General features: G+C 52.6%; 25 protein-coding genes and 1 tRNA gene. 8 read left to right on the top strand and 18 right to left on the bottom strand.

Going from position 1 to position 23,953, the window contains the following annotated elements:
• Positions 1 to 2: 2 nt before the first annotated feature.
• The 4 genes from ACESYO_RS12095 to ACESYO_RS12110 all read left to right on the top strand — a co-directional run bounded on the left by ACESYO_RS12095 (position 3) and on the right by ACESYO_RS12110 (position 3,583).
• Positions 3 to 77, top strand: a tRNA-Cys gene (locus tag ACESYO_RS12095).
• Positions 78 to 188: 111 nt separating this feature from the next.
• Positions 189 to 677 (top strand): deoxycytidylate deaminase, encoded by a 489-nt coding sequence (locus tag ACESYO_RS12100; protein ID WP_058962967.1) that lies wholly within the window; start codon positions 189 to 191, stop codon positions 675 to 677.
• 21 nt (positions 678 to 698) lie between these two features.
• On the top strand, positions 699 to 2,102 hold the full coding sequence (radA, locus tag ACESYO_RS12105; protein ID WP_276870284.1) for a DNA repair protein RadA: 1,404 nt from the start codon (positions 699 to 701) through the stop codon (positions 2,100 to 2,102).
• Positions 2,103 to 2,470: 368 nt separating this feature from the next.
• Complete coding sequence (locus ACESYO_RS12110; protein WP_373210189.1) at positions 2,471 to 3,583, top strand: tyrosine recombinase XerC; 1,113 nt, start codon at positions 2,471 to 2,473, stop codon at positions 3,581 to 3,583.
• Here the strand turns inward: ACESYO_RS12110 and ACESYO_RS12115 are convergent.
• The 5 genes from ACESYO_RS12115 to queA all read right to left on the bottom strand — a co-directional run bounded on the left by ACESYO_RS12115 (position 3,569) and on the right by queA (position 7,520).
• Positions 3,569 to 4,339 carry a hypothetical protein gene (locus ACESYO_RS12115; protein ID WP_373210191.1) on the bottom strand — a complete coding sequence of 257 codons (771 nt, stop codon included), beginning with the start codon at positions 4,337 to 4,339 and terminating at the stop codon, positions 3,569 to 3,571. The genes ACESYO_RS12110 and ACESYO_RS12115 overlap by 15 nt on opposite strands.
• Positions 4,340 to 4,427: 88 nt before the next feature.
• The gene (locus tag ACESYO_RS12120; protein ID WP_077138467.1) at positions 4,428 to 4,853 is read right to left on the bottom strand and encodes a TIGR04086 family membrane protein; all 426 of its coding nucleotides are present in this window, start codon (positions 4,851 to 4,853) and stop codon (positions 4,428 to 4,430) included.
• 53 nt (positions 4,854 to 4,906) lie between these two features.
• Positions 4,907 to 5,236, bottom strand: coding sequence for a preprotein translocase subunit YajC (yajC, locus tag ACESYO_RS12125; protein WP_373210192.1), 330 nt, complete (start codon positions 5,234 to 5,236; stop codon positions 4,907 to 4,909).
• Between the two features lie 89 nt (positions 5,237 to 5,325).
• Complete coding sequence (gene tgt, locus ACESYO_RS12130; RefSeq protein ID WP_373210194.1) at positions 5,326 to 6,459, bottom strand: tRNA guanosine(34) transglycosylase Tgt; 1,134 nt, start codon at positions 6,457 to 6,459, stop codon at positions 5,326 to 5,328.
• A 32-nt stretch (positions 6,460 to 6,491) separates the two neighbouring features.
• Entirely contained in the window at positions 6,492 to 7,520 is a 1,029-nt protein-coding gene (queA, locus tag ACESYO_RS12135; RefSeq protein WP_058962972.1) for a tRNA preQ1(34) S-adenosylmethionine ribosyltransferase-isomerase QueA, read from the bottom strand.
• A 231-nt stretch (positions 7,521 to 7,751) separates the two neighbouring features.
• Between queA and asd the strand changes: the two genes are divergently transcribed.
• The 4 genes from asd (at position 7,752) to ACESYO_RS12155 (ending at position 11,895) form a co-directional block, all read left to right on the top strand.
• A complete protein-coding gene (asd, locus tag ACESYO_RS12140) occupies positions 7,752 to 8,831 on the top strand; it encodes an aspartate-semialdehyde dehydrogenase (RefSeq protein WP_373210196.1) in 1,080 nt (359 codons plus the stop codon).
• Positions 8,832 to 8,873: 42 nt separating this feature from the next.
• Complete coding sequence (gene dapA, locus ACESYO_RS12145) at positions 8,874 to 9,761, top strand: 4-hydroxy-tetrahydrodipicolinate synthase (protein ID WP_373210198.1); 888 nt, start codon at positions 8,874 to 8,876, stop codon at positions 9,759 to 9,761.
• A 126-nt stretch (positions 9,762 to 9,887) separates the two neighbouring features.
• Entirely contained in the window at positions 9,888 to 10,646 is a 759-nt protein-coding gene (gene dapB / locus ACESYO_RS12150) for a 4-hydroxy-tetrahydrodipicolinate reductase (protein WP_058962975.1), read from the top strand.
• A 7-nt stretch (positions 10,647 to 10,653) separates the two neighbouring features.
• Positions 10,654 to 11,895, top strand: coding sequence for a CapA family protein (locus ACESYO_RS12155; protein WP_373210200.1), 1,242 nt, complete (start codon positions 10,654 to 10,656; stop codon positions 11,893 to 11,895).
• Between the two features lie 68 nt (positions 11,896 to 11,963).
• Here the strand turns inward: ACESYO_RS12155 and tyrS are convergent, their stop codons facing one another.
• From tyrS to ACESYO_RS12220, 13 genes are all read right to left on the bottom strand, one after another.
• A complete protein-coding gene (tyrS, locus tag ACESYO_RS12160) occupies positions 11,964 to 13,184 on the bottom strand; it encodes a tyrosine--tRNA ligase (protein ID WP_058962977.1) in 1,221 nt (406 codons plus the stop codon).
• A 353-nt stretch (positions 13,185 to 13,537) separates the two neighbouring features.
• Positions 13,538 to 15,196, bottom strand: a complete 1,659-nt coding sequence (gene recN, locus ACESYO_RS12165; protein WP_058962978.1) for a DNA repair protein RecN — start codon at positions 15,194 to 15,196, stop codon at positions 13,538 to 13,540.
• 36 nt (positions 15,197 to 15,232) lie between these two features.
• Positions 15,233 to 15,700 carry an arginine repressor gene (locus ACESYO_RS12170; protein ID WP_077138468.1) on the bottom strand — a complete coding sequence of 156 codons (468 nt, stop codon included), beginning with the start codon at positions 15,698 to 15,700 and terminating at the stop codon, positions 15,233 to 15,235.
• A 5-nt stretch (positions 15,701 to 15,705) separates the two neighbouring features.
• Complete coding sequence (locus tag ACESYO_RS12175) at positions 15,706 to 16,551, bottom strand: NAD(+)/NADH kinase (RefSeq protein WP_283128027.1); 846 nt, start codon at positions 16,549 to 16,551, stop codon at positions 15,706 to 15,708.
• Positions 16,552 to 16,585: 34 nt separating this feature from the next.
• Positions 16,586 to 17,392, bottom strand: a complete 807-nt coding sequence (locus ACESYO_RS12180) for a TlyA family RNA methyltransferase (RefSeq protein ID WP_058962981.1) — start codon at positions 17,390 to 17,392, stop codon at positions 16,586 to 16,588.
• A gap of 3 nt (positions 17,393 to 17,395) precedes the next feature.
• Positions 17,396 to 19,255 carry a 1-deoxy-D-xylulose-5-phosphate synthase gene (gene dxs / locus ACESYO_RS12185; protein ID WP_373210203.1) on the bottom strand — a complete coding sequence of 620 codons (1,860 nt, stop codon included), beginning with the start codon at positions 19,253 to 19,255 and terminating at the stop codon, positions 17,396 to 17,398.
• 33 nt (positions 19,256 to 19,288) lie between these two features.
• Positions 19,289 to 19,756 carry a divergent PAP2 family protein gene (locus ACESYO_RS12190; protein ID WP_058962983.1) on the bottom strand — a complete coding sequence of 156 codons (468 nt, stop codon included), beginning with the start codon at positions 19,754 to 19,756 and terminating at the stop codon, positions 19,289 to 19,291.
• 19 nt (positions 19,757 to 19,775) lie between these two features.
• A complete protein-coding gene (locus tag ACESYO_RS12195) occupies positions 19,776 to 20,660 on the bottom strand; it encodes a polyprenyl synthetase family protein (RefSeq protein ID WP_058962984.1) in 885 nt (294 codons plus the stop codon).
• Complete coding sequence (gene xseB, locus ACESYO_RS12200) at positions 20,657 to 20,896, bottom strand: exodeoxyribonuclease VII small subunit (RefSeq protein ID WP_058962985.1); 240 nt, start codon at positions 20,894 to 20,896, stop codon at positions 20,657 to 20,659. The genes ACESYO_RS12195 and xseB overlap by 4 nt, the downstream gene beginning before the upstream one ends.
• Positions 20,874 to 22,100 carry an exodeoxyribonuclease VII large subunit gene (gene xseA, locus ACESYO_RS12205; RefSeq protein ID WP_373210205.1) on the bottom strand — a complete coding sequence of 409 codons (1,227 nt, stop codon included), beginning with the start codon at positions 22,098 to 22,100 and terminating at the stop codon, positions 20,874 to 20,876. Before xseA ends, xseB begins: the two co-directional genes overlap by 23 nt.
• 1 nt (position 22,101) lies before the next feature.
• Positions 22,102 to 22,938, bottom strand: coding sequence for a tRNA (adenosine(37)-N6)-threonylcarbamoyltransferase complex transferase subunit TsaD (locus ACESYO_RS12210; RefSeq protein ID WP_373210207.1), 837 nt, complete (start codon positions 22,936 to 22,938; stop codon positions 22,102 to 22,104).
• A 95-nt stretch (positions 22,939 to 23,033) separates the two neighbouring features.
• Positions 23,034 to 23,465, bottom strand: coding sequence for a transcription antitermination factor NusB (gene nusB, locus ACESYO_RS12215; protein ID WP_058962988.1), 432 nt, complete (start codon positions 23,463 to 23,465; stop codon positions 23,034 to 23,036).
• Between the two features lie 59 nt (positions 23,466 to 23,524).
• Positions 23,525 to 23,899 carry an Asp23/Gls24 family envelope stress response protein gene (locus ACESYO_RS12220; protein ID WP_058962989.1) on the bottom strand — a complete coding sequence of 125 codons (375 nt, stop codon included), beginning with the start codon at positions 23,897 to 23,899 and terminating at the stop codon, positions 23,525 to 23,527.
• Positions 23,900 to 23,953: the final 54 nt, after the last annotated feature.

A 23,953-nucleotide genomic window follows, 5' to 3' on the forward strand; every position in this document is an offset into this window, starting at 1 on the left:
TTGGTGCTGTGGCCAAGTGGTAAGGCAAAGGTCTGCAAAACCTTCATTCACCAGTTCAAATCTGGTCAGCACCTCCAGGAGATCCCGGTTGCAGTTTGCAGCCGGGATTTTTTGTTAGTACATCTGTGCTTTTAACAAATAGCTATGCTATAATACCACTAGAAAAAGATCAGGGAGGGGTTGCTAATATGGAGCGCCGCGATAAAATTAACTACTATCTGGATCTTGCAGAGATCGTTCTGCAGCGGGGAACCTGCCTGCGTCGAAATTACGGCGCGGTAATCGTGAAAAACGATGAGGTAATCTCTACGGGCTATGTGGGAGCACCACGAGGAAGAAAAAACTGTACGGACTTGAATGTGTGTATTCGCCAGAAGCTGCAGATTCCCCGCGGCGAACGATACGAGATTTGTCGCAGTGTTCATGCGGAAGCCAATGCAATCATCAGCGCACCCCGCGATAAGATGCTGGGCAGTCAACTGTATCTGGTGGGCATTGATATGGCCACCAAAGACTATGTACAGAATGCCAACAGCTGCTCCATGTGTAAACGAATGATCATTAATGCAGGCATTGAGCGGGTATATATCCGGGACAGCAAGGATGAGTATCGCGCGATCGAGGTGCAGGAGTGGATCGATCAGGATGAATCCCTGGAAGGCGTATTCGGATATTAAGCAGAGAGGGAATACCGGCGAATGAAGGATGGAAAACTGAAATCCATTTATGTGTGCTCCAATTGTGGGGAAACCAGTCCCCGCTGGATGGGCCGCTGCCCCTCCTGCGGAGAATGGAATACCATGACCGAGGATGTGGTCATGGTAGAAAGCAAATCTACAGCAGCAAAACGAAGCGCCAGCGCGGCAACCGGCCGTGTGCAGGGGCAAACCTCCCTTAAGGCAGATCGACTGGCGGATATCAGCACTGATGAGGAAAAAAGCCGTATTGTAACCGGTATCCATGAGCTGGATCGGGTTTTGGGCGGCGGTATCGTGCTGGGCAGTGTTGTACTGTTGGGCGGTGAACCCGGCGCGGGTAAATCCACACTGCTTTTGCAGTTGTGTGGCGCAATTTCCGGCAGCCACCATGTTTTGTATGTGACCGGTGAGGAATCCACCCGCCAGATCAAGCTGCGTGCAAACCGGCTTCGGGTAGCCCAGGAAAACATCAGTCTGGTGGCAGAAACCGAGATCGACGAGATTTGCGGTTTGATCGAACAGATGCGACCGGATCTGGTTGTGATCGACTCTATCCAGACGATGCACTGCTCGGACGTTTCTTCGTCGGCAGGCAGTGTATCCCAGGTGAAGGAATGTTCCGCCAGATTGCTGGCCGTAGCCAAAAGCTGCGAGATCCCCACATTCATTGTGGGGCATGTAAACAAGGATGGCGCAATTGCCGGCCCCAAAGTAATGGAACACATTGTGGATACAGTGCTGTATTTTGAAGGGGATAAGACCCTTCCGTATCGAATCCTGCGTGGTGTAAAAAACCGCTATGGTTCCACCAATGAGATTGGTATGTTCGATATGACAGGAACCGGCCTGACTGAGATCGAGAACCCCTCTCAGCTGCTTCTGGATGGCCGTCCACTTGGAATCAGCGGAAACTGTGTTGCCTGTACCATGGAAGGCACCAGACCCATTCTGAGTGAGGTACAGGCCCTTGTGACGAAGAGCGGCTTTGGTACGCCGCGCCGTGCCGCCAGCGGGTTTGACTTCAATCGGACCAATCTGTTGCTTGCGGTGCTGGAAAAGCGGGCAGGCTACTTCTTTGCAAATCTGGACGTTTACATCAATATTGTGGGCGGCTTGGATTTGAACGAGACAGCTTGCGACCTGGCGGTCTGTCTGGCGATGGCTTCAGCGCTGATGGATAAACCCATTGGAGACAAAACCATTGCCATTGGAGAAGTGGGTCTGGCTGGCGAAATCCGCAATGTGACGTTTTTGGAAAACCGGCTGCGGGAAGCGCAGCGAATCGGCTTCACGAAAGCCATTGTGCCGAAGCATAGCTTGAAGCAGCTGGAACTCAGCGAATTTTCGGATATGGAGCTGATCGGTGTTTCGTATATTCGAGATGCCATTCAGGCCATTAAGTAATAACAAAAAAGCTCAGCGGCGCTGGAATGCAGAAGTTGTGGTACCAGCGCCGCTGCATTAAAAAATCAGATGAGAAATTTGAAAAGGCAAAACCTCGGTATGAAGTGAGGAATAAGAAGAAGGTATGGGGCAGGGGCCCTTCTATTTTGCTCCATATAGTATTTCGCTAAATGCAAATTTAGCGAAATAGAGGGGAGCGAAAAACAGAGGTTTCTTCTGATATGGCCTTTCTGAGCTGTCGGTATTCAAGTTGGTTCGTACAGCTCATCAGACTGATTGAGTACAAAAATCATTGATTTTATAAAAAACAAATTCAAATGTTTCTGTTATAATAATATGGTCAGTTTACTTTGGGATGTGATTATCTTATGAGCACTTACATCAATCCACTTCATCCGAATCGTCATGCACCGTATGATGATATTCCGCGGGATGTTCGGGATTTTTTGAATTATCTGGGCGCAATTCTGAACCGCTCGCCACGCACAGTTAACGGTTACTATATTGACCTGCGTACGTTCTTTCGCTTTATGGTTCAATATCGTGGATTGGCCCCAGATACCGCTTTTGACGAGATCAATACTTCCGGGCTGGATCTGGAATTTATTGGTTCGATTACTACGAGTGATATTTATGAATATCTGTATTTCCTGAAAAATGAACGGCTTAACGAGCCTGCAGCCCGTGCGCGTAAGCTCAGTGCTGTAAAAAGCCTGTACCGGTTCCTTACGGTTAAAGCAAACCGGTTGAGCAATGATCCGGCGAAGGATGTATCTGTTCCTACGACCAAACGGGCTTTACCCAAGTATTTGTCGCTGGAAGAAAGTATGGAATTGTTAAAAAATATACAAAGCGATTTTTATGAACGGGATTACTGTATCATCACACTTTTTCTGAATTGCGGGATGCGTCTGGTTGAGCTTGTAGGCATCAATATGACGGACTTCAAGGAAGATACGATTCGCATTGTCGGCAAAGGCAATAAAGAGCGGCTGGTATACCTGAATCAGGCCTGTATCCATGCACTGGAGCGGTATTGTGAAGCCCGGGCAAAATTGATGAATTTGCAGGATAAGGATGCACTTTTTGTATCTCGCAGAACTGGAAAACGCATCGGTGCACGGCGTGTGGAACAGATTGTAGAGCGCTGCCTGAAGCTGGCGGGCCTTTCTGGAAAAGGGTATTCTCCCCATAAGCTGCGCCATACCGCTGCCACACTGATGTACCGTCACGGTAATGTGGATATGCTGGAGCTGAAGGAGATTCTGGGCCACGAGCATGTTTCCACCACCGAGATCTACACACACATCAACACGGAAAAGCTGCGCACAGCGGCCAGTTCGACTCCCCTGTCCCGTGTGGAATTTACCCAGAAAAAGGATGTGCCCATGCCGCAGGAAGATCTTGAGATGGAGGCGGAAGCGCCGGAAGTGCCGGAGCTGTTCGAAGATTTGGAGGATGACCTGTCAAGCCGGAAATAATCCTGCAAAAAGGACGGAGCATATACAGGAAAGAATACAGGGCAGCAAAGCAGCGCAACAGCAAAGCAGTAGTCTGCTTAAAACGCGTTTGCTTTCTATCAAGGGGCGTGTGCCTCGATTGTGGATACATACGGCCAAAAGCTCACGAGAAAGGCGCCACGCGGCAACGCTTTGACTGAGCATCAGAAACAGTCCCAGAAGTTGTGGAAAAAAGAAAAGCAACAGTGCCATGCCGGCTCCCTTTGCAAGCCCATATTCCAGATACAGACAGGCGGTAAAAAATCCGACACCAATTCCCTTCAACAGAATGAGTGCGGGCAGCATGGCAATGCCAAAAACGCAGAATCCAGCCAGAGCGGTCAGTATCAGCTGTGTAAGCAATGCCAGGAATTGCGCGCAAAAGATCTGAGAAAGCTGGTGCTCCAGGTGTCGTGTGATTTGCAGATTTACATAATACTGAGCATATTCCCACAGCCAGCCCTTTATGGCAGGTCGCCAGACAGCCCCTAAAAGTATGCCGGTCAGATAAAGCGATGCCCCAAGTACAAAGGTTCCAAACTGTTTTTTGGGACGAATCGTACGTTGAGAAGGCGAAGCTTTTCCAACTGCTGTTACCGGACTGTGGAAGCTGGGCGGAAAAGCAGTTTCTGAAGGCGATGATTTTGAAGATGGGTGTGCAGATGGATTGGTGCTGAAGGTAAAGTGCGGGTTCTGATCCGTGGATTTGGATGCCGATTCATTTCGATACGTCCACATAAACTTGTCCCTCTTTGTTATTTCTTTTGTTTTATTCTATTCAGATAATCCAATAAAAAGAACCAGGGTTTTTGCCCTGGTTTTTTTATCAGCGTGAAACACGCATATTTCGTTTTGCCCGCTCGCTGGAAAGCAGGCCGATATACCCGCCCAATGCGCCGGCCAACCCGTAACATACGCATTTGATAGCAGCAAACGCAGTATACTCATAGCTTCCGCTCAGCATTGCAGCAAGAAGAAAAATCAAAAAGAAAAACAATCCGCAGCACAGCCCACAAAACAGGCCGTTCTGCCCGATCCGCCGGGCTAAGATATAGCCGCTGACAAGGCACCCTGCCATGACAGCACCGGCAGACATGGGAATTGCCCACCAGGCGGATGGATGTGCAGAAACAATCAATTTGGCGAGCATACACAGCATAGCTGTACAGATGATCCCCCCGGCTCCTGCAGCAAAAAGAATGGAGAATAATAATTGCTTCCCGGAATGCTCCGATGACGTTCGTTTTTGCATACAAAAACACCCCCTGCATCATATCTATGCAGGGGGTGTTTTGATATGCTTACTTATTTGGAAGAGGTCTGAGAGCCTTCCATGTTCAGCTTCTCGATGGACTGGATTGCCGCACGACGGAAACGGATCTTGGTGCGGTCGCTGCCGGTCTCCAGAACGAAGGTGTCCTCTTTGATGGCCACTACGCGACCAACGATACCGCCAATGGTGGTTACTTCGTCGCCAATTTCCAGCGAGTTGCGCATCTCGGTTTCCTTCTGCTGCTGCTTCTTCTGGGGCCGGTAAATGAACAGCCACATGAACAGCACCATGACCAGGATCATGATAAAGGGGCTATAAAAAGAAAGTGCGTCGGTGGAAGTGCTCAAAAGATTCAGTGCCATGTGTTGTAAACTCCTCTCGAATTCGATCGAATAAATTTATTATAGCGGATTGTTGCCGGATATGCAAGAGCGCACATCTGAAGTTTTGATCAAATACGGGTATCCAGCAGCGTTACATAACGGTCGTGGAATTCCTGGAAGTTGCCCTCGTCCAAAGCCTGCCGAATGCGTTCCATCAGGCGGTTGTAGAAGTACAGATTGTGCATTACGCCGAGACGCATGCCCAGCATCTCATCCGCCTTAAAGAGATGGCGCAGATATGCACGGCTGAAATTGCGGCACACAGGGCAATCGCATTCCGGATCGATAGGGCCTTCGTCCTTCTGGTATTTCAGGTTCTTGATATTGATGATACCGCTCCAGGTATTCAGATGGCCGTGGCGGGCGTTGCGGCTGGGCATGACGCAGTCAAACAGATCAACACCACGGGAAACGGCTTCGATAATGTTGCCGGGAGTGCCAACACCCATCAGGTAACGAATCTTGTCCTTGGGCATATAGGGCTCCACTGCGGAGATGATCCGATACATATCCTCTGCCGGCTCGCCCACTGCAAGGCCACCAATGGCATAGCCATCCAGATCCAGTTCTGCAATCTGTTTCATGTGCTCCACACGCAGATCCTCATAGGTGCAGCCCTGGTTGATACCGAACAGCATCTGATCAGGATTAACGGCAAGGCCTTCCCGCTTCAGGCGTTCCATTTCCGCCTTGCAGCGCTTGAGCCAGCGCACGGTTCGGTCGCAACTGGCCTTGGAGTATTTGTACTCCGCCGGGTTTTCCACGCATTCGTCAAAGGCCATTGCGATGGTAGAACCCAGGTTTGCCTGGATCTGCATGCTTTCCTCCGGGCCCATGAAGATCTTGTGACCGTCCAGATGGGAGTTGAAGGTAACGCCTTCCTCGGTGATCTTGCGAAGCTTGGAAAGGCTGAACACCTGGAATCCGCCGCTGTCTGTAAGGATCGGGCCTTCCCAGCGGGTAAACTTGTGCAGACCGCCCATTTCAGCTACCAGCTTGTCACCGGGACGCAGGTGCAGATGGTAGGTATTGCACAGCATAACCTGGCAATGAATGTCTTTCAAATCGAACGCGCTCAGACCACCTTTGATGGCGGCCGCTGTGGCCACATTCATGAACGCAGGGGTCTGAACGGTGCCGTGAACGGTTTCGAATTCGCCCCGCCGGGCGTTGTGTTCGGTTTTCAGCAAGCGATAGGGCATAAACCGAGCTCCTTTCTGAGTATACTATACAATCAAAGAATCAGCATGGCATCGCCAAAGCTGAAAAAGCGGTAACGCTGTTCCACGGCAGTTTTGTAAGCTGCCATGGTTTTTTCGTACCCGTAGAAGGCGCTGACCAGCATGATCAGGGTGCTTTCCGGCAGATGGAAATTGGTGATCAGGCCATCCAGACACAGGAATTTGCAGCCGGGATACAAAAAGATGCTGGTATCGCCGCTGCAGGCCTGAATTTTACCGTATTTGGCAGCCACCGATTCCAGTGTACGGCAGCTGGTGGTACCAACGGCAATAACCCGATGACCTGCTTCCTTGGTCTCGTTGATCAGCCGGGCGGTTTCCTCGCTTACGCTGTACCACTCCGAGTGCATCAGATGATCTTCGATTTCATCTTCCTTCACCGGGCGGAAGGTACCAAGACCGACATGCAGGGTAACCTCAGTGATTTTGATGCCCTTGTCCTGCAGGCGCTGCATCAGTTCCGGAGTAAAGTGCAGGCCGGCAGTGGGAGCAGCTGCACTGCCCAACTCCTTGGCGTACACGGTCTGATACTGGCTCTGATCCTCCAGCTGTTTGGTGATATAGGGAGGAAGCGGCATTTTGCCGAACTCGTCCAGCTTTTCATAAAGGGTCTGGGTGTTGTACTCGAAGGACACCAGCTTGTTGCCGTCCTCTTTGGTCTCCTGAATCGTGGCGATCAGCGAACCATCGCCAAACAGAATGCGCATACCGGGCTTCAACCGTTTGCCGGGGCGTGCCAGGCACTCCCAAACGTCATTGCTTTCCTGATGCAGTAAAAGCAATTCACACACAGCACCGGTATGTTCCTTCTGTCCGATCAGTCGGGCGGGCAGAACCTTGGAATTGTTCACCACCAGCAGGTCGCCGGGCTCAAGCAGATCCACCAGATCCCGGAAAACACGGTGCTGGATCTGATCGTTGGAACGATCGAGGCACATCAGCCGTGCGGCATCGCGGGGGCTGCAGGGTTCCTGCGCAATCAGTTCCTGCGGCAGGTCGAACCAGAAATCTTTTTTCAGCATAGAAATAATGCATCTCCTTACATTGACATTACCTGCCGGCAATGCTATATTTAAAACAAAGCACAGAACCGCTGTGCATGTGTTATGCAATCTAATTTATTATATTGCATACGTTGCCGGTTTTCAAGCCGGTTTTTTTTATATCTGGCGATATTGCCCGGATATATCCCCACAGGGGGCCGGCATAAACATGAAAATGCCGGGAGGGAAACGGAAAGGATGATGTAAGCAATGAAAAAGTATCGAGTTGGTGTAGTAGGCGCTACCGGAATGGTCGGCCAGCGATTTGTTTCCTTATTGGAAAATCATCCTTGGTTTGAGCTGGTGGTTGTGGCTGCTTCTCCCCGCTCTGCGGGAAAAACCTATGCGGAAGCGGTTGGAGCCCGGTGGGCGATGCCCACGCCCATGCCGCAGGATGCTGCAAAGCTGATTGTGATGGATGCTTCCCATGTGGAAGAAGTTGCCCAAAAGGTAGATTTCGTATTCTGCGCAGTGGATATGAAAAAGGATGAGATCAAGGCTCTGGAAGAGGCTTACGCCAAGGCGGAGTGTCCGGTGATCTCCAACAACAGTGCCAACCGCTTTACCGATGATGTTCCCATGATCGTGCCGGAAATCAATGCGGATCATGCGCAGATCATTGAAGCGCAGCGCCGCCGTTTGGGAACTACCCGCGGATTCATTGCCGTGAAATCCAACTGCTCTCTGCAGAGCTATGTTCCTGCACTCCATCCCCTGCGTGAGGAGTTTGGACTCAAGAACGTGCTGGTTTGCACCTATCAGGCGATTTCCGGTGCGGGCAAGACCTTTGAAACCTGGCCGGAAATGGTGGATAATTGCATCCCCTACATCGGCGGTGAGGAGGAAAAGAGCGAGCAGGAGCCGCTGAAGCTGTGGGGCCATATCGAGGGCGACTGCATCGTAAAAGCTGCCTCCCCTGCCATTACCGCGCAATGCCTGCGCATTCCTGTGTCTGACGGCCACATGGCTGCAGTATTCATGAGTTTTGAGAAGAAACCCACCAAGGAGCAGATTCTGGAGCGGTGGGCTGCATTCCAGGGCGAAGCTCAGCGTCTGCAGCTCCCCAGCGCACCCAAGCAGTTCCTGCACTATTTCGAAGAAAATGACCGTCCGCAGACCAAGCTGGATCGTAATCTGGAGAACGGCATGGCGGTGTCCATCGGTCGTCTGCGTGAAGACACCCAATACGATTATAAGTTTGTCTGCCTTTCCCACAATACCCTGCGTGGCGCTGCCGGCGGCGGCGTACTGCTGGCAGAGCTGCTGGCAGCGAAGGGCTACCTGGACTGATTTGAACCACCGGATTGATTTGAACCAAAGGAGATGACAGCGATGAAAGAGCTTATTTTCACCGGAAGTGCAGTTGCCATGATCACCCCTATGTGCGATGATGGCTCTGTAAATTTTGCGGAATTGAAGAAGATGGCGGAATTTCAGGTGGAAAGCGGCACAGACGCGCTGGTCGTGTGTGGAACCACAGGTGAATCTGCAACGCTGGAGGATGATGAACATCTGGAGTGTATCCGTTGTGTTGTGGAAGCGGTACAGGGACGTGTACCGGTAATCGCCGGAACCGGATCCAACAACACTGCCCATGCGGTGATGATGTCCAAGGAAGCTGCTGCCCTGGGTGCGGATGCACTGTTGCTGGTCACCCCCTATTACAACAAAACCAGTCAGGCCGGACTCGTAAAGAGCTTTTTCACCATTGCGGATTCCACAGATCTGCCGGCTATCATCTACAATGTGCCTTCCCGCACCGGAGTAAATATTCAGCCGGAGACGGCGCTGGAGCTTTCCCGCCATCCCATGATCCGAGGGCTCAAAGAGGCCAGCGGAAACATCTCTCAGGTGGTTCGAATTGCTGCCCTGTGCGGGGATGAGCTGCCGCTTTATTCCGGCAACGACGATCAGGTGGTTCCCCTACTTTCGGTTGGCGGCAAAGGTGTGATTTCGGTGGTGGGCAATGTGGCTCCCGCCCAGATGCACCAGATGTGTCAGCTGTGGTTCGATGGTAAAACCAAAGAAAGTGCAGCAATGCAGCTGGAGCTCAGTGAGCTGTGTAGTGCAATGTTCTGTGATGTGAATCCGGTTCCTGTAAAGGCTGCGATGAATATGCTGGGTTGGGACGCCGGCGAGTGCAGATTGCCGCTGGTTGAGCCCAGTGAAGCAAATCAGGCACGGATTGAAACAGCGCTGCGAAATGCAGGTCTGCTCTGATCTTGCTGGAATAAAAAACGACGGATAAAATTTCTGCCCGGCGGCTGGCCGCAGAAGCAACGGCGTGAGCTGTTTGCCGCACCTGCGCGTCAGCGTCGGGCTTTTTTACAAAGGGGAGTACGAAAAATGACGGATATTATCATTCAGGGCATCAATGGACGGATGGGAAAGGTGCTGTGTGAGCTGATTGCACAGCGGGAGGATTGCCGCATTGTGGGTGGTGTGGATGTGTCTGCGCAGAGCGGGCCGATTCCTGTGGCGGCCAGTCTGGAAGAGCTGAATGCAAAAGCGGATGTGATCATCGACTTCTCTACCACTGAGGCTACGAAATCTATGCTGCGCTATTGCCAGAGCACTGGTACTGCCTGCGTGGTATGCACGACCGGGTTGGACGAAGAATGTGAACAACTGATTCACCAGACGGCGGAAAAGGCTCCGGTTTTCAAGAGTGCCAATATGTCTATGGGAATCAACCTGCTGGCAGAGCTGGCGCAGAAGGCAGCGCAGGTTCTGGGAATGGACTACGACATTGAAATCATTGAAAAGCATCATCACAATAAGGTGGATGCACCCAGCGGGACTGCCCTGCTTCTGGCCGATGAGATCAATGAGGCCACGGGAAACCGGTATCATTATGTTTATGATCGTCATTCTGTACGGCAGAAGCGGGACCCTCATGAGTTGGGGCTGCATGCAATTCGCGGTGGCAGCATTGTGGGCGATCATGATGTTCTGTTCTGCGGTCCGGACGAAGTGATTACCCTTTCTCACAGTGCGGGATCCCGTGCGGTATTCGCCAACGGCGCAATTAATGCAGCCATCTTCCTGACAGGGTATGAAAAAGGTCTCTACAACATGAAGGATCTGATGCGGTCTCTGCTGTGAGGTTATTATGAAACGAACGATTGCTGCTGCCCTGATGGCATTTTCTGTATGCTGCCTGATCGTTTGTGCGGTTTGTTTCTTTCGGGACAGCACAGAAACGAGCCCTGTTTTTGCACAGTCCACATCGGAGCAGAAGGCGGAACCGGAAGAGGAAACCCTTCCCTCCCCCACTACGGGACCGCAGATTACGACACTTCGATTTTCTGCCACAGGAGATAATCTGATTCATAACGGAATCTATGAACAGGCAAAACGGCGGGCAGAGCAAAATGGGACTGGCGGGTACGATTTTTCCTACTGTTATGACCAGGTGCGGCAGTTTTATAGTGATTTCGACATCAACTGGATTAATCAGGAAACGCTTTTAAGTGATACGCTGGAGCCCAGTACCTATCCGTGCTTTTCCACGCCCGGCGATATGGGACGTCAGTTGTATAAGCTGGGATTCCGTGCGTTCAATCTTTCCAATAACCACACCTACGATAAAGGAACACAGGGGTTACAGGCTACCATGGATTTCTGGTCCTCTATGCCGGAGGATGTGATTACTGCTGGTCTGTATACAGAAGATTCCACTTCTCCTGTGATTCAGACAGTGAACGGAGTGCGAATCGCTTATCTGGGGTTTACCGAGCACACCAATGGAATCAAAACACCTTCTGATGCACCGTCGCATGTGATCTATACCAGTGAACTGGATGTGATGCAGCAGATGCTGGAGAAGGCGCGCAGCGATGCAGATCTGGTGGTGGTAAGTGTGCACTGGGGTGTGGAAGGAAGCCATTCCGTGACACAGGCACAGCGCAATCTGGCCCAGAAAATGGCTGACTGGGGTGCAGATGTAATCATCGGTACGCACCCTCATGTGGTACAGACCGCCCAGTGGCTTACAGCAGCAGACGGACGACAGGCGTTCGTTGCCTATTCCCTGGGGAATTTTTTGAATGCACAGTCTACAGCGGATACAATGATCGGAATGATCCTTACTTTTACCATCGAAAAAACAACTCAGCCGGATGGCACCAGCAGCACTGTAATTCGTGATCCCCTGTTCTACCCAACGGTCAATCACTACGATGCGAATTATGCCAACATCCGCATATATCTTCTGAAAGATTACTCCGATGAGTTGGCTGCCGCCCACGGAGTACGCGGTAATTTTCCGGGATTTAGCCTGAGCTACATCACATCGATGCTTCAGGAAAATGTGGATCCGGAATTTCTGGCTTTGCCGAAAGAAACTGTATAATCAAATACCCCCGCCGAAACGATGAGTCGTTTTGGCGGGGGTATTATTTTATAAAAGTGGCGTCAGGCTCACAGCTGAACCTTATGGTAGGTCTTTTTGCCTTTCTTGATCACAACGCCGTTTGCGAGCTGCTCGGCGGTGATGGGCATGGTGGGATCGGTGACCTTTTCGCCGTCCAGCAGAATACCGCCCTGCTGGATCAGCTGACGGGCTTCGCGCTTGCTGGGAACCAGCTTGGCAGTCATCATCAGATCCAGAATGCCAATGCGGCCGTCCTGCAGCTGGTCAGCGGTCAGAGTGGTGCTGGGCATGTTGGCCATGTCAGCAGCGCCGCTGAACAGACCGCGGGCGGTCTCCTGTGCCTTGCCAGCTTCTTCCTCGCTGTGAACCAGCTTGGTCAGCTCAAAGGCAAGCAGCTCCTTCGCCTTGTTCAGCTGGCTGCCTTCCCAATCAGACATGGCGTCGATCTCTTCCAGAGGCACGTCGGTCAGCATACGCAGGCACTTGAGGACATCGGCGTCATCCACATTGCGCCAGTACTGGTAGAACTCGTAGGGGCTGGTCTTTTCGGGGTCCAGCCACACAGCGCCCTTCTGGGTTTTGCCCATCTTCTTACCCTCAGAGGTGAGCAGCAGAGTGATGGTCATGGCATAGGCATCCTTGCCCAGCTTACGGCGGATCAGCTCGGTGCCGCCCAGCATGTTGGACCACTGGTCATCGCCGCCGCACTGCAGATTACAGCCAAGTTCCTGGAACATGTGGTAGAAGTCGTAGGACTGCATGATCATGTAGTTGAATTCCAGGAAGGACAGACCCTTTTCCATGCGCTGCTTGTAGCATTCTGCACGCAGCATGTTGTTGACGGAGAAGCAGGGGCCCACTTCGCGCAGCAGCTCAATGTAGTTCAGCTTCATCAGCCAGTCAGCGTTGTTCAGCATCAGAGCCTTGCCGTCCGAGAAGTCGATGAACTTGCTCATCTGCTTTTTGAAGCACTCACAGTTATGCTGAATGGTTTCGGTGGTCATCATGCTGCGCATGTCGGTGCGGCCGGAAGGGTCGCCAACCATGGCAGTGCCGCCGCCGATCAGAGCAATGGGGCGGTTGCCGGCGCGCTGCATCCGGCGCATCAGATTCAGGGCCATGAAGTGACCAACATGCAGAGAATCGGCGGTGGGGTCAAAGCCGATGTAAAAAGTGGCCTTGCCATTGTTGATCAGATCCTTGATCTCTTCCTCGTCGGTTACCTGGGCAACCAGGCCACGGGCAACCAGTTCATCGTACAAAGTCATTGCGTGTTCTCCTCCTGTGTTTTGCGGCAAAAGGCATAGAAAAAGCCCTCTGCCAAACTTGAATTTGGCAGAGGGCGAAAATTCGCGGTACCACCTCTGTTCGCCCGCTTCTCGCGAGAACGGGCCTTGCGGAGTGCTGAAATCTACACTCCTGCGCGGTAACGGGCGCACACGGCACAGCCTAATTGCCTCAGGGCGTTCAGCCTGCTGCTCAGGGAGGTATTCGTCAATCCACTGCGTTACCCTTTTCACCAAACCAGGGCTTCTCTGCGCCGCACATGAACCGATTACTTGTTCCCGTCGTTGCATTTGATATTAAGCAGTATAGCGCAAACCATTTGCGTTGTCAAGGGTTACAGCGACAGCATCTCACGGGCATTTGCCAGACTCAGATCGGTGATATGGTCGCCGGAAATAATGCGTGCCAGTTCCTGCACACGGCCGGCCTGATCCAGCGGATGAATCTGGGTAAAGGTGCGCTGCCCCTCCACATTTTTCTGAATGAGCAGATGGCTGGTTGCCAGAGCTGCAATTTGTGCAGTATGGGTAATGCAGAGCACCTGACGCCCCTTGGAAGTCTGACGAAGTTTTTCGCCAATTCGCCCGGCGGCAAGGCCGGAAACACCGGTGTCGATTTCGTCGTAAATAACGGTGGGGATGGCGTCCTTTTCCGCCAGTGCACTCTTCAGCGCCAGCATGATGCGGGAAAGCTCACCGCCGGATGCGATTTTTGCCAAAGGCTTCGGCGCTTCGCCCAGGTTGGTGGAAATATAAAATTCCACGGTATCCTGGCCGGAACCAGCAAGCGGTCCACGACTGTGTTGAAGTACAAAACGGGTGCCCGGCATGTTCAGGAAGGTGCATGCTTCCACCAGCTGCTGCTCCATTCGCTCAAAAGCAGTCAACCGGGTCTGGGTAAGCTTTTCGGCCAGAATTTTGGCTTCTTTATAAAGAGCCTGCTTCTGCTTATTCAGCTGTTCCAGGGTTTCGTCTGCCCTCTCAATATGCTCTAGCTCTTCCCGGGATTTCTCTGCCATCTTGAGCAGTTCTTCCACCGAATCTGCGCCGTACTTGTTTTTCAGCCGGTAGATGATGTCCAACCGTTGTTCCAGCTGGTCCAGTTCGGCGGGATCAAAACCATAATCGTCCAGCCGGGAGGCCAGATCTACAGCCAGCTCCCGGGCGTTGTAATAAAGATCAGCCAGCCGTTCCTGCAAGGGTTGGAGGGATTCATCCAGTACGGCAGCCTGTTCCAATGCGCCGTTCGCACCGCCCAGAAGATCTGCAGCACCAGAGAATTCATCACCGCCGGAAAGGGCCCCGTGAGCCGATGCAATCTGTTCCAGAATTGTCTGAGCATGGGAAATAATCTGCCGGCGGGCAACCAGCCGTTCTTCCTCACCGATCTGAAGAGAGGCGTCCTCGATTTCATTCAGCTGAAACCGAAGAAGCTCCATCTTCCGTTGCTTTTCAGCCTCGTCCAGCTGGAGGGCATCGGCCTGTCGCTTCACCGCAATGAGCTCCTTGTACACCTTCCGATAGGCGTTGAACTCGTTTTGGTTCTGCGCAAAGGCGTCCAGAATTCCCAGATGCTTTGCAGGGTCGGTCAGACCCTGACTGTCGTGCTGGCCATGAATGTTGATCAATCCGGCGGTGATATCCCGCAGGACGGATACAGTGGCAGGCATTCCGTTGATACGGCAATGACTTTTGCCCTCGGCGGTGATTTCACGGTAAATCAAAAGCTCTTCGCCAGCGTCGTAACCGGCCTGTTCCAGCTGCATTTTTACCTGTTTGGGCAATTGGTCGAAGGTTGCCCAGATACAGGCTTTCGGTGCACCGGTACGCACCAGGTCACGGCTGATCCGGTTGCCCAGAATAGCACTGATGGAGTCGATCAGAATCGACTTACCCGCGCCGGTCTCACCGGTCAGAACGTTCAGACCGGCAGTAAACTGTACCTGTACCTTTTCGATCACGGCCACATTTTCAATTCGTAATGAGGTTAACATGGAACCCGATCAATCCTTCCTGTGATGGTGCCCGGCTCAGCGCTTGGCCACATACTGGCTTAGGGTCTGACACAAATGCTGCGCATCCGCTTCAGTGCGCATCAGAATCAGGAAAGTGTCGTCACCGGAAAGAGTGCCGACGACCTCTTCCTCCCATTTCATGGAGTCGAACAGTTCGCAAGCGGCATTGGCCATGCCGGAGAAGCATTTGACCAGAACCGTGTGGCCGGCATAATCGATTTTTAACACCGATTCCCGGAAGATCATTTCGAACCGGCCAGGCGAATGCAGCTGTTGGCTGCTGGCTGCGGCTGCAGACACATAACGATACTGGCCGCCGCCAGCAGCGACCTTAACCAGGTGAAGCTCCCGGATATCCCGGGATACAGTGGCCTGCGTAACCTGGAATCCGGCCTCCTTCAGATAGCGCAGAAGATCCTCCTGCCGGTCGATTGCGTGCTGTTGGATCAATTCAAGAATTTTGTTATGGCGTTCACCTTTCACCGGCGTTACCTCCCTCGTAATTTTCTGTCGATGGCGTCAAACTGATCAGCCAGGCTAAAGGTAACCAGGCGGATACTTTGACGGGAGAGCTCTACTTCCACATGCCCTCCGTCCCGCAGAGAGCGTTCTTCTTCTCCGTCGGTACTGATAAAAATCTCGTTTCTTCCCTTTGCATTCACTTCGATACGGATGCATCGGTCGGCTGCGAATACCATGGATGGCTGATGCAGGCTGTGGGCACAGATCATGCTGACCACAATCCCCTCAATGTGCGCATCTAAAATCGGTCCCCCGGCAGAAAGCGAATATGCCGTTGAGCCGGTGGGAGTGGAAATGATTACGCCGTCTCCGGAGCAGTGATTAACCAGAATGGCGTCGCAGTAAATATTAAAATCAATGGTTTGAAGCCGGTGACCTTTATAGATCACCACATCGTTCAATGCGGTTTGTGCATTCGAAACATCATCGTCCACAATTGCGTTCAGGAGCATCCGTTTGTCACACTGAAACTGCCCCTTGGCAAGACGGGTGAGTTTTGCCTGCATTTCATTGACTTCACAGGTAGCAAGGAATCCCATCCGACCCAGATTGATTCCCAGAATCGGTTTGTCGTATTCCAGGCAATCCTTTGCCGTGTGCAGAATGGTTCCGTCGCCGCCGATGGTGATTACAACATCACAGTCTGTGAAAGCCTGATCTTTGGGCAGATAACGCACGCCGGGAAGAGTTTCCACATCGGAACCAATTGCCAGAATTACGTTGGCACCGGCGCTTCGCAGAATCCGCACCGCTTGTGCAGTTACCGTTCGAGCACGGGGTTTTGTGGTATTGGGAATAATAAAAACAGTCATGCGGATCGTTCCTTTCGCAGACTTTATGGGGAAATTACAAATCCAGCGCTCCGTGTGCGGCGCTTACCACCTGATCGGCCAGTTCCTCCTGCAACAATACAGGCTCATCCTTTGCTTTTTCCACAAACAGCAGGAACTCAATGTTCCCTTCCGGCCCTTTAATTGGGGAATAATCCAGCCCCAGCACGGAAAAGCCGTTGGATGCTGCATAGCCTGCAGCCTGCAGGATTACTTCCTTATGGGTTTCAGGCTCACGAACAACGCCTTTTTTGCCAACCTTTTCTCTGCCTGCCTCGAACTGAGGCTTAACCAGGCAGACACCGGTAGCCTGATCGGCGGTAACCGCCTGAGCCACGGGGAAAATATGCTTCAAGGAAATAAACGATACATCCACGCTGAAAAATTCAACCGGCTCTTCAAGCATATCCAGAGTAACATTCCGGATGTTTGTGCGTTCCATGTTGACGACCCGTTCATCCGTGCGCAGTTTCCATGCCAGCTGACCGTAACCCACGTCCACCGCATACACCTTCCGGGCGCCGTTTTGCAGCATGCAATCGGTGAATCCTCCCGTAGATGCACCAATATCCATGCAAACCTTCCCGTTGGGAGTAAGCGGAAAAGCGCGCATGGCTTTTTCCAGCTTCAGCCCACCACGGCTCACATAACCGATATCATGACCGCGAACCTCCACTTTTGCGTCCGGAGAAATCATTTCACCGGCCTTGTCGGCTTTCTGTTCGTTTACAAATACGATGCCGGACATGATTAAAGCCTTGGCACGCTCCCGGCTTTGTACCAGACCATTCTGGCACAGGTATTGATCCAATCGAATTTTCAAAGCTCAGTCCCTTTCTATTGCGTTTGCAAGGCTGACAGCATCCAGCCCAAGAACTTCCCGAAGCTCCGCTACGGAAGCGTGCGGAATGGCACGGCCGCTGCGCACGCCGCGCAGAGTCAGATGACCCGGCCAACGATACTCCGACAAAGCTGCACCAAGTGAGCCGCCGATACCGCCATTTTCAATGCATTCCTCCGCAAAGAGAATATGGTCGTAGCGGGTCAGTTCCTCGCACAGGCCATCCGGCAGAGGATTAATCTGAACGAGTTTATAAACATCCACAGAAACACCCTGCTGCCGGAGCAGCTCCGCGGCTTTCAGAACCTCGGCAGTCAGTGTTCCATAGGTAACAATGGCGGTCTTTGCCGGGCTTTCCGAAGCATATACATCATAGGGCTGTTTGCTGCACCCCAGCGCAGAAAGCGACTCCGGTTCACCACCTCGTGCGTATCGAATGGCACGGGGTCCATGTCCCTGATCCAGAAGCTGTTCCAGCCAGTAAGTCAGCTCTGCATAGTTGCAGGGAGAGTAGACCGGGATTCCGATCTGACGGAAAAAGGCAGGATCATAAATGCCCTGATGAGTTTCGCCATCACCGGGGACAAGGCCGGCACGATCCACAGCAAACACCACATCCAGATCCATCAGGCATACGTCATGAATCATCTGGTCATAAGCCCGCTGCAGGAAGGTGGAATAGATGGCCACAACAGGGAGCATTCCCTGGCTGGCCAATCCGGCAGCAAAGGTCACCGCGTGCTGCTCTGCCATGCCCACATCAAAGAAACGCTCCGGGAAATGGCGGTAGAAATATTGCAACCCGGTACCATATTTCATGGCGGCAGTAATGGCACAGACGTTGGTACGGCTTTCCGACAGAGTTTCCAGGTGCTGCCCGAAACAGGTGGAGAAAGAGGCGGCGGGGGCCACATCCGGATCCAGTGCATGGGAAGGATCAAAGGAGGAAACACCGTGGAATTCGCCGGGATTCTCCTCAGCGGGCTTAAAGCCTTTTCCCTTTACAGTGACTGCATGGACAAAAACCGGTGCGGTTTGATGGTGCAGGTTCCGGAACAGCTCAGTCAGTTTGATTACATCGTGACCGTCCACCGGGCCAAGGTACTGGAACCCCATCTCTTCAAACATGGTGGAGTGATACAGGCCGCGGCGCAGCAGCGCCTTGCCGCCCTGTAATGCCCGTACCAGCGGTGCACCCACCAGAGGAATGGCAGACAGAATACTTTCGGTATTGGCTTTTGCACGGTTATATTCCGGATTCGTACGCAGTACGGTCAGGTAACGGGACAGAGAGCCGACATTTTTGGAGATCGACATTTTATTGTCGTTCAGAACAACAATCAGGTTGTTCAGGGTATCAATGTTGTTCATGCCCTCATAGACCATGCCGCCGGTAAACGCACCGTCGCCAACCAGAGCAATGACCTTGCCGGGTTCATTTTTCAGTTTTTTGGCGCGGGCCATGCCAATGGCCACTGAAATGGCAGTATTGCCATGGCCTGCGATAAAGGCATCGTGCTCGCTTTCCCGGGGACTGGGAAAACCGGAAAGCCCGTTCAGCTTACGCAGTACATCAAACTGCTGTCGGCGACCGGTCAGCAGTTTATGCGTATAGCACTGATGCCCCACATCAAATACGATTTTATCGCTGGGGGTGGTGAATGCCCGATGCATTGCCACCGTAAGTTCGATGGTGCCCAGATTGGAGGAAAGATGTCCTCCGGTTTTGGAAACACTTTCGATCAGAAACGCCCGGATTTCTTCACACAGGGGCGCCAGCTGCCCGGCAGGAAGCTGCTTCAGATCCTGCGGGCTGTTGATTCGTTCCAACAGTGAATATGCCATGATACAATCCTTCTAAAAAAGATAGTGGTTCAATCACATCATTGGGATCAGCAAACCGGTGGCAACGCCCACGGCAGCGCCGCCAAAAACTTCAAAGGGAGTGTGGCCAACCATTTCCTTCAGCTTTTTGTCGCCAAGGATAGGAGTACGTTTGGCCTCCTCATCCAGCCAGTCAGACAGCAGCTGATTCAAAATCTTGGCCTGTTCGCCAGTCTCCCGGCGCACGCCCATGGCGTCGTACATTACGATTACTGCCATGACTGCCGCAAGAGCAAAAACTTCGGAATGCGTTCCCTGGGAGCGCCCGGCAGCAATCACCAGCGCACATACTGTGGCAGAGTGTGCGCTGGGCATTCCTCCGGAGCCCCACATGCGCTCAACCCGGAATTTTCCCATTAAGATGAAATTGATGATCGTTTTCAATACCTGAGCAATCAGCCAGGCCGTAAGCGAGACCGAAAGCAGATAATTCCAACAATATATTTCCTTGAGCCAGTCCATTGCATCCTCTCCTGTATGATTATTTGCGCCGTGTGACGAGCTGCCCGGCAAGGTGGATCAAAAAGTCCGCACGATCACCATACACTTTTTTTAAGGCTTCACAGCTTTCGTCATTGATTTTTTGCGCAAGTTCCAGCGCACCCTGCGGACCATAGAGGGTTGCAAAGGTCACTTTACCGTTCTCCTGATCGCTGCCGATGGGTTTGCCCAGTTCCTCCGGTGTGGAGATTACATCCAGCACATCGTCCACAATCTGAAAAACAAGGCCAAGATCAAACGCATATCGCTCCAGATACGATGCATCCTCCCGGGTTCCGCCGGCAGCGCAGACACCCATCTGAACCGAGGCATTGATCAGTGCGCCAGTCTTATTCTTATGAATGGTGCGAAGCAACGCTTCATCCAGGGGTTTCCCTTCATAGGTTACATCCAGCTCCTGCCCCCAGATCATGCCTCTGCTTCCGCCACCCACAGCAAGCAAACGGGCCGCTTCAATACGGGCGTGTTCAGAAAGAGGGGCATTTGCGATGACCTCAAAGGCTTCGGTAAGGAGGACGTCTCCTGCAAGAAGCGCGGTTGCTTCGTCAAACGCCTTGTGGCAGGAGGGCTTGCCCCGGCGAAAATCATCGTTATCCATACAGGGCAAATCGTCGTGGATCAGAGAGAAACAATGAAGCATCTCCACTGCAGCGGCAAAATGAGCCGCCGCCCGCCAGTCGCCGCCCAGCATGTCACAGCAGGCAAGCGTCAGAACGGCCCGGATACGCTTGCCGCCCCCCATCAGGCTGTATCGTGCTGCCTGACATACCCGGGAATCTTCCGGCAGATATGTGTCGCAGGCATTTTCGAGCGCTGCCTGAATTTCCTTCAAATAAACATCATACTGTTGTTCATAGGCTGTCATGCAAGGATGTCCTCCTCTCCTGCTTCCGCCACGCTGGAACGTTGCGAAAGCGTCAGGTCAATTCGCTCCATTTCCAACCTGGCCTGCTCCAGAGTTTCACTGCAATAGGCAATCAAGCTGGCTGCGTCACTGTAAAGCTTAATTGCTTTATCCAGTGGAGTGGCCGGATCAGCAAGCTGATCCAGCACCTGCTGCAGAGCAGCGCTGCCCTCTTCAAAACTTTTGGGTTTTCTCATTCTGTTCTCCCTCGATTTCGTGCACATGTTCCACAAGGCAGCCAACGGAGACCTTGTCACCGGTCAGCAAAATCCGATCTCCGGGGGTAACCTGATTCAATGTAATGGCGTTTCCCTTTACAGATCTTGGGATGGCATATCCCCGCGCTAAAACAGTGTAGGGGCTCAGAGAATGGGCAAGCTGTATGGCATGCTGCATGGAAAGCATACGATCCTGATAGATCTGTTCCATTTTGCCATGCAAAAACTGCTCCTGTTCATTCAGGCGTGCTGCCCGTGCGGAACACAGTGAGCCAGGAGTCAGGGATTCCCATCGTTCTGCCAGTGGATCAAATCTATTATAGCACATTTCGAGCTTTGTCTGCATATTTTTATGAATATTATCCGAAATATTCATAAGCTTGGCCATCATTTCCCGGCGATCCGGTGTTGCCAGTTCAGCAGCGGCCGAAGGAGTGGGAGCGCGAAGATCCGCAACAAAGTCAAGAATAGTAAAATCAATTTCATGACCAACTGCAGAAATCAGCGGAGTTTTGCAACCATAGGCAGCCCGGGCGATGCCCTCGTCATTAAATACCCACAGGTCTTCCCTGCTGCCTCCGCCCCGGGCCACAATGATCACATCGACCTTTCCAGAACGATCCAGGATCTGGATACCACGGGCAATTTGAGCCGCAGCCTGATCCCCCTGCACATTGACAGGCGCCAGCAACAGCCTGGTTAAGGGCCAGCGACGACTGAGCACGTTGCGAATATCCTGAAGAGCAGCACCGGTTTCGCTGGTCACAACACCGATGCAGCGAGGACAGGCGGGAATAGGCTGTTTTGCTTCCGGGCGAAATAGCCCCTCCTGCTCCAGCCGCGCCTTTAACTGTTCAAAGGCCATCTGCGCAGCACCAATGCCATCCGGAAACATATCCTGAACATAGATCTGAAACGCACCGGTGTTTTCGTACAGGCTGACCCGGCAGCGAACGATGACCCGCATTCCCTCCTGAGGGGTGAACGCCAGCCGCCGGGCGTCCTGCCGGAACATGACAGCTTTCACACTGGCGGAATCATCCCGCAGAGAGAAGTAAAAATGCCCACTTTTATAGTGGTGGACAAAGTTGGCGATTTCGCCCTTGATGGCAATGCCAGACAAAAAACGGTCGCTGTCCAGCAGCGACCGAACATAGCGGTTCAGTGCGGAAACGGTGATCATCTCAGCCATGGATTACCTCCCGTGCTGCGATACACGCCACGCCGATGGCGTTATCGCTGGAAAATTTTCCGGGAACAAAATGAGCACCGGGCAATCGCCAGGTCACATACTCCCGAATGATCTGGCTGCTCATTACGCCACCCGCAAAGACTACGAGCAGACCTGGATGTTCTTCCAGAGCCGCTTTTACCATGCGCAGCGCAGTTTCCGCCACACAGTTCAGGCAGTAACGGCAAACATATTCCGCGGATTTCCCCTGTTCAAGGAGCCGGTTACACTGGTTTTCCAGGCCGGACAGGCTGCAGCTGCTCCCCTTTACGCTGACTTTTGGGCGAACGGTTTCCGAACAGCGTGCAGCCAATTCACTGACCATGGCACCCGCCGGAAAGTCAAACCCCAGTTTTACCCCCACCCGATCCACTGCCTGACCTGCGTAGAGATCACTGCTGGTACCAATGCACCGGATTGAACCATAGCCTTCACACAAAAGCAGGTCAGTGGTTCCGCCGGATACATGAAATACCAAGCAGGAGCGCTCGAACAAATTCTCTTCGCCAGTGGCAAAAAGCGCCGCGGCAATGTGACCCTGTTGGTGAGTTGATTCTACCAGCGGAATGCCACGGGCAGCAGCAAATGCCACTGCTGCGCTGCGTCCGGCAAGAAAACAGGGCATGTAGGAGCCGTCCACCGGGCGCGGGCGGGTGGAAACACCCACCGCCTGAATCCGGCTAAGATCCACCTGCTGTGCAAGCTGGCTCAAAAGCTCCGGCAGAGCCGCTGTGTGGTGAAACAGCGCATCGCTCTGACGCAGCCCCAGTTGCCCCTGTTTGACGGGCAAAAACTGCTTTTTATCGCAAACAACCTCTTTGGCACAAGAGTCGTACACGGCCAAAGAGGTTGCATAGTTGCTGGTATCGATGCCCAGTGTGAGCATTATTCCGAAGCGGAGTCCTGATCCGCCAGACCCAGTTCGCGCACCACAGAGCCAAGCAGGCCATTCACAAACTGGTAATCCTCGTTTCCGCCGAATTTCTTGGTCAGTTCCACCGCTTCGTTGATGGTGACGCTGGGCAGTTTTTCGTCTCCATACAGAATTTCGCTCAGAGCCAGACGAAGCACAGTAAGGCTTACCCGGGGAATACGATCAATGGTCCAGCCCTTCAGATGATCGCGGATTATATCGTTGATTTCAGCGCTGTGCTCGTAGTAATCGTTGATCAGCTTGCGACCAAATTCATCCACCCGGTTTTCGCCCAGCTCGTTATTCAGGGCGATCACATCCTCCGGCATTGCATTGTCGAAGGTGGACGCAAATGCGGCCAGAAATGCGTTTTCGCGTGCGGTTCTGCGTGTCAGTTTTTCCATAAAATAAAATATCCTCTCACAGCCAAAGCCCCCCTGCGAACCGCGGGAGGGCCAATTGGTTATTCTTCTTCAGCAGGCAGCTCCGGCTCCTGCAGGACGCCTACCACCACAATATTTACCCGGGCGACCGTGATGCTGGTCATATTCTGAACCGCAGATTTCACGTTCTCCTGCACTTTTTCACAGACCGCCGGGATCTGGCTGCCGTAGCGCACCGTCAGGCTGACGGTAATCTCGGCCACATTCTCCAGCAGCTCCACCGAAACAGGCTTTTGCAGGTTCACCTTGCCCAAAAAGCTGCGCATTCCAGCGGAACCGGCACAAACGTCCACCACGCCATCGATCTCGGTGGCTGCAAGTTTTGCAATCTTACCGATCACATCCGTGGAGATCTGCAAGCTGCCGTTTACAACATTGGAATTTGAAACTTCCATACCCGGTCCTCCCAAAGGTAATTATTTTCATGGCATTTGAATTGAAGATATTAT

The sequence above is a fragment of the Allofournierella massiliensis genome, from assembly GCF_964241245.1.
GTDB classification, from domain to species: domain Bacteria; phylum Bacillota; class Clostridia; order Oscillospirales; family Ruminococcaceae; genus Allofournierella; species Allofournierella massiliensis.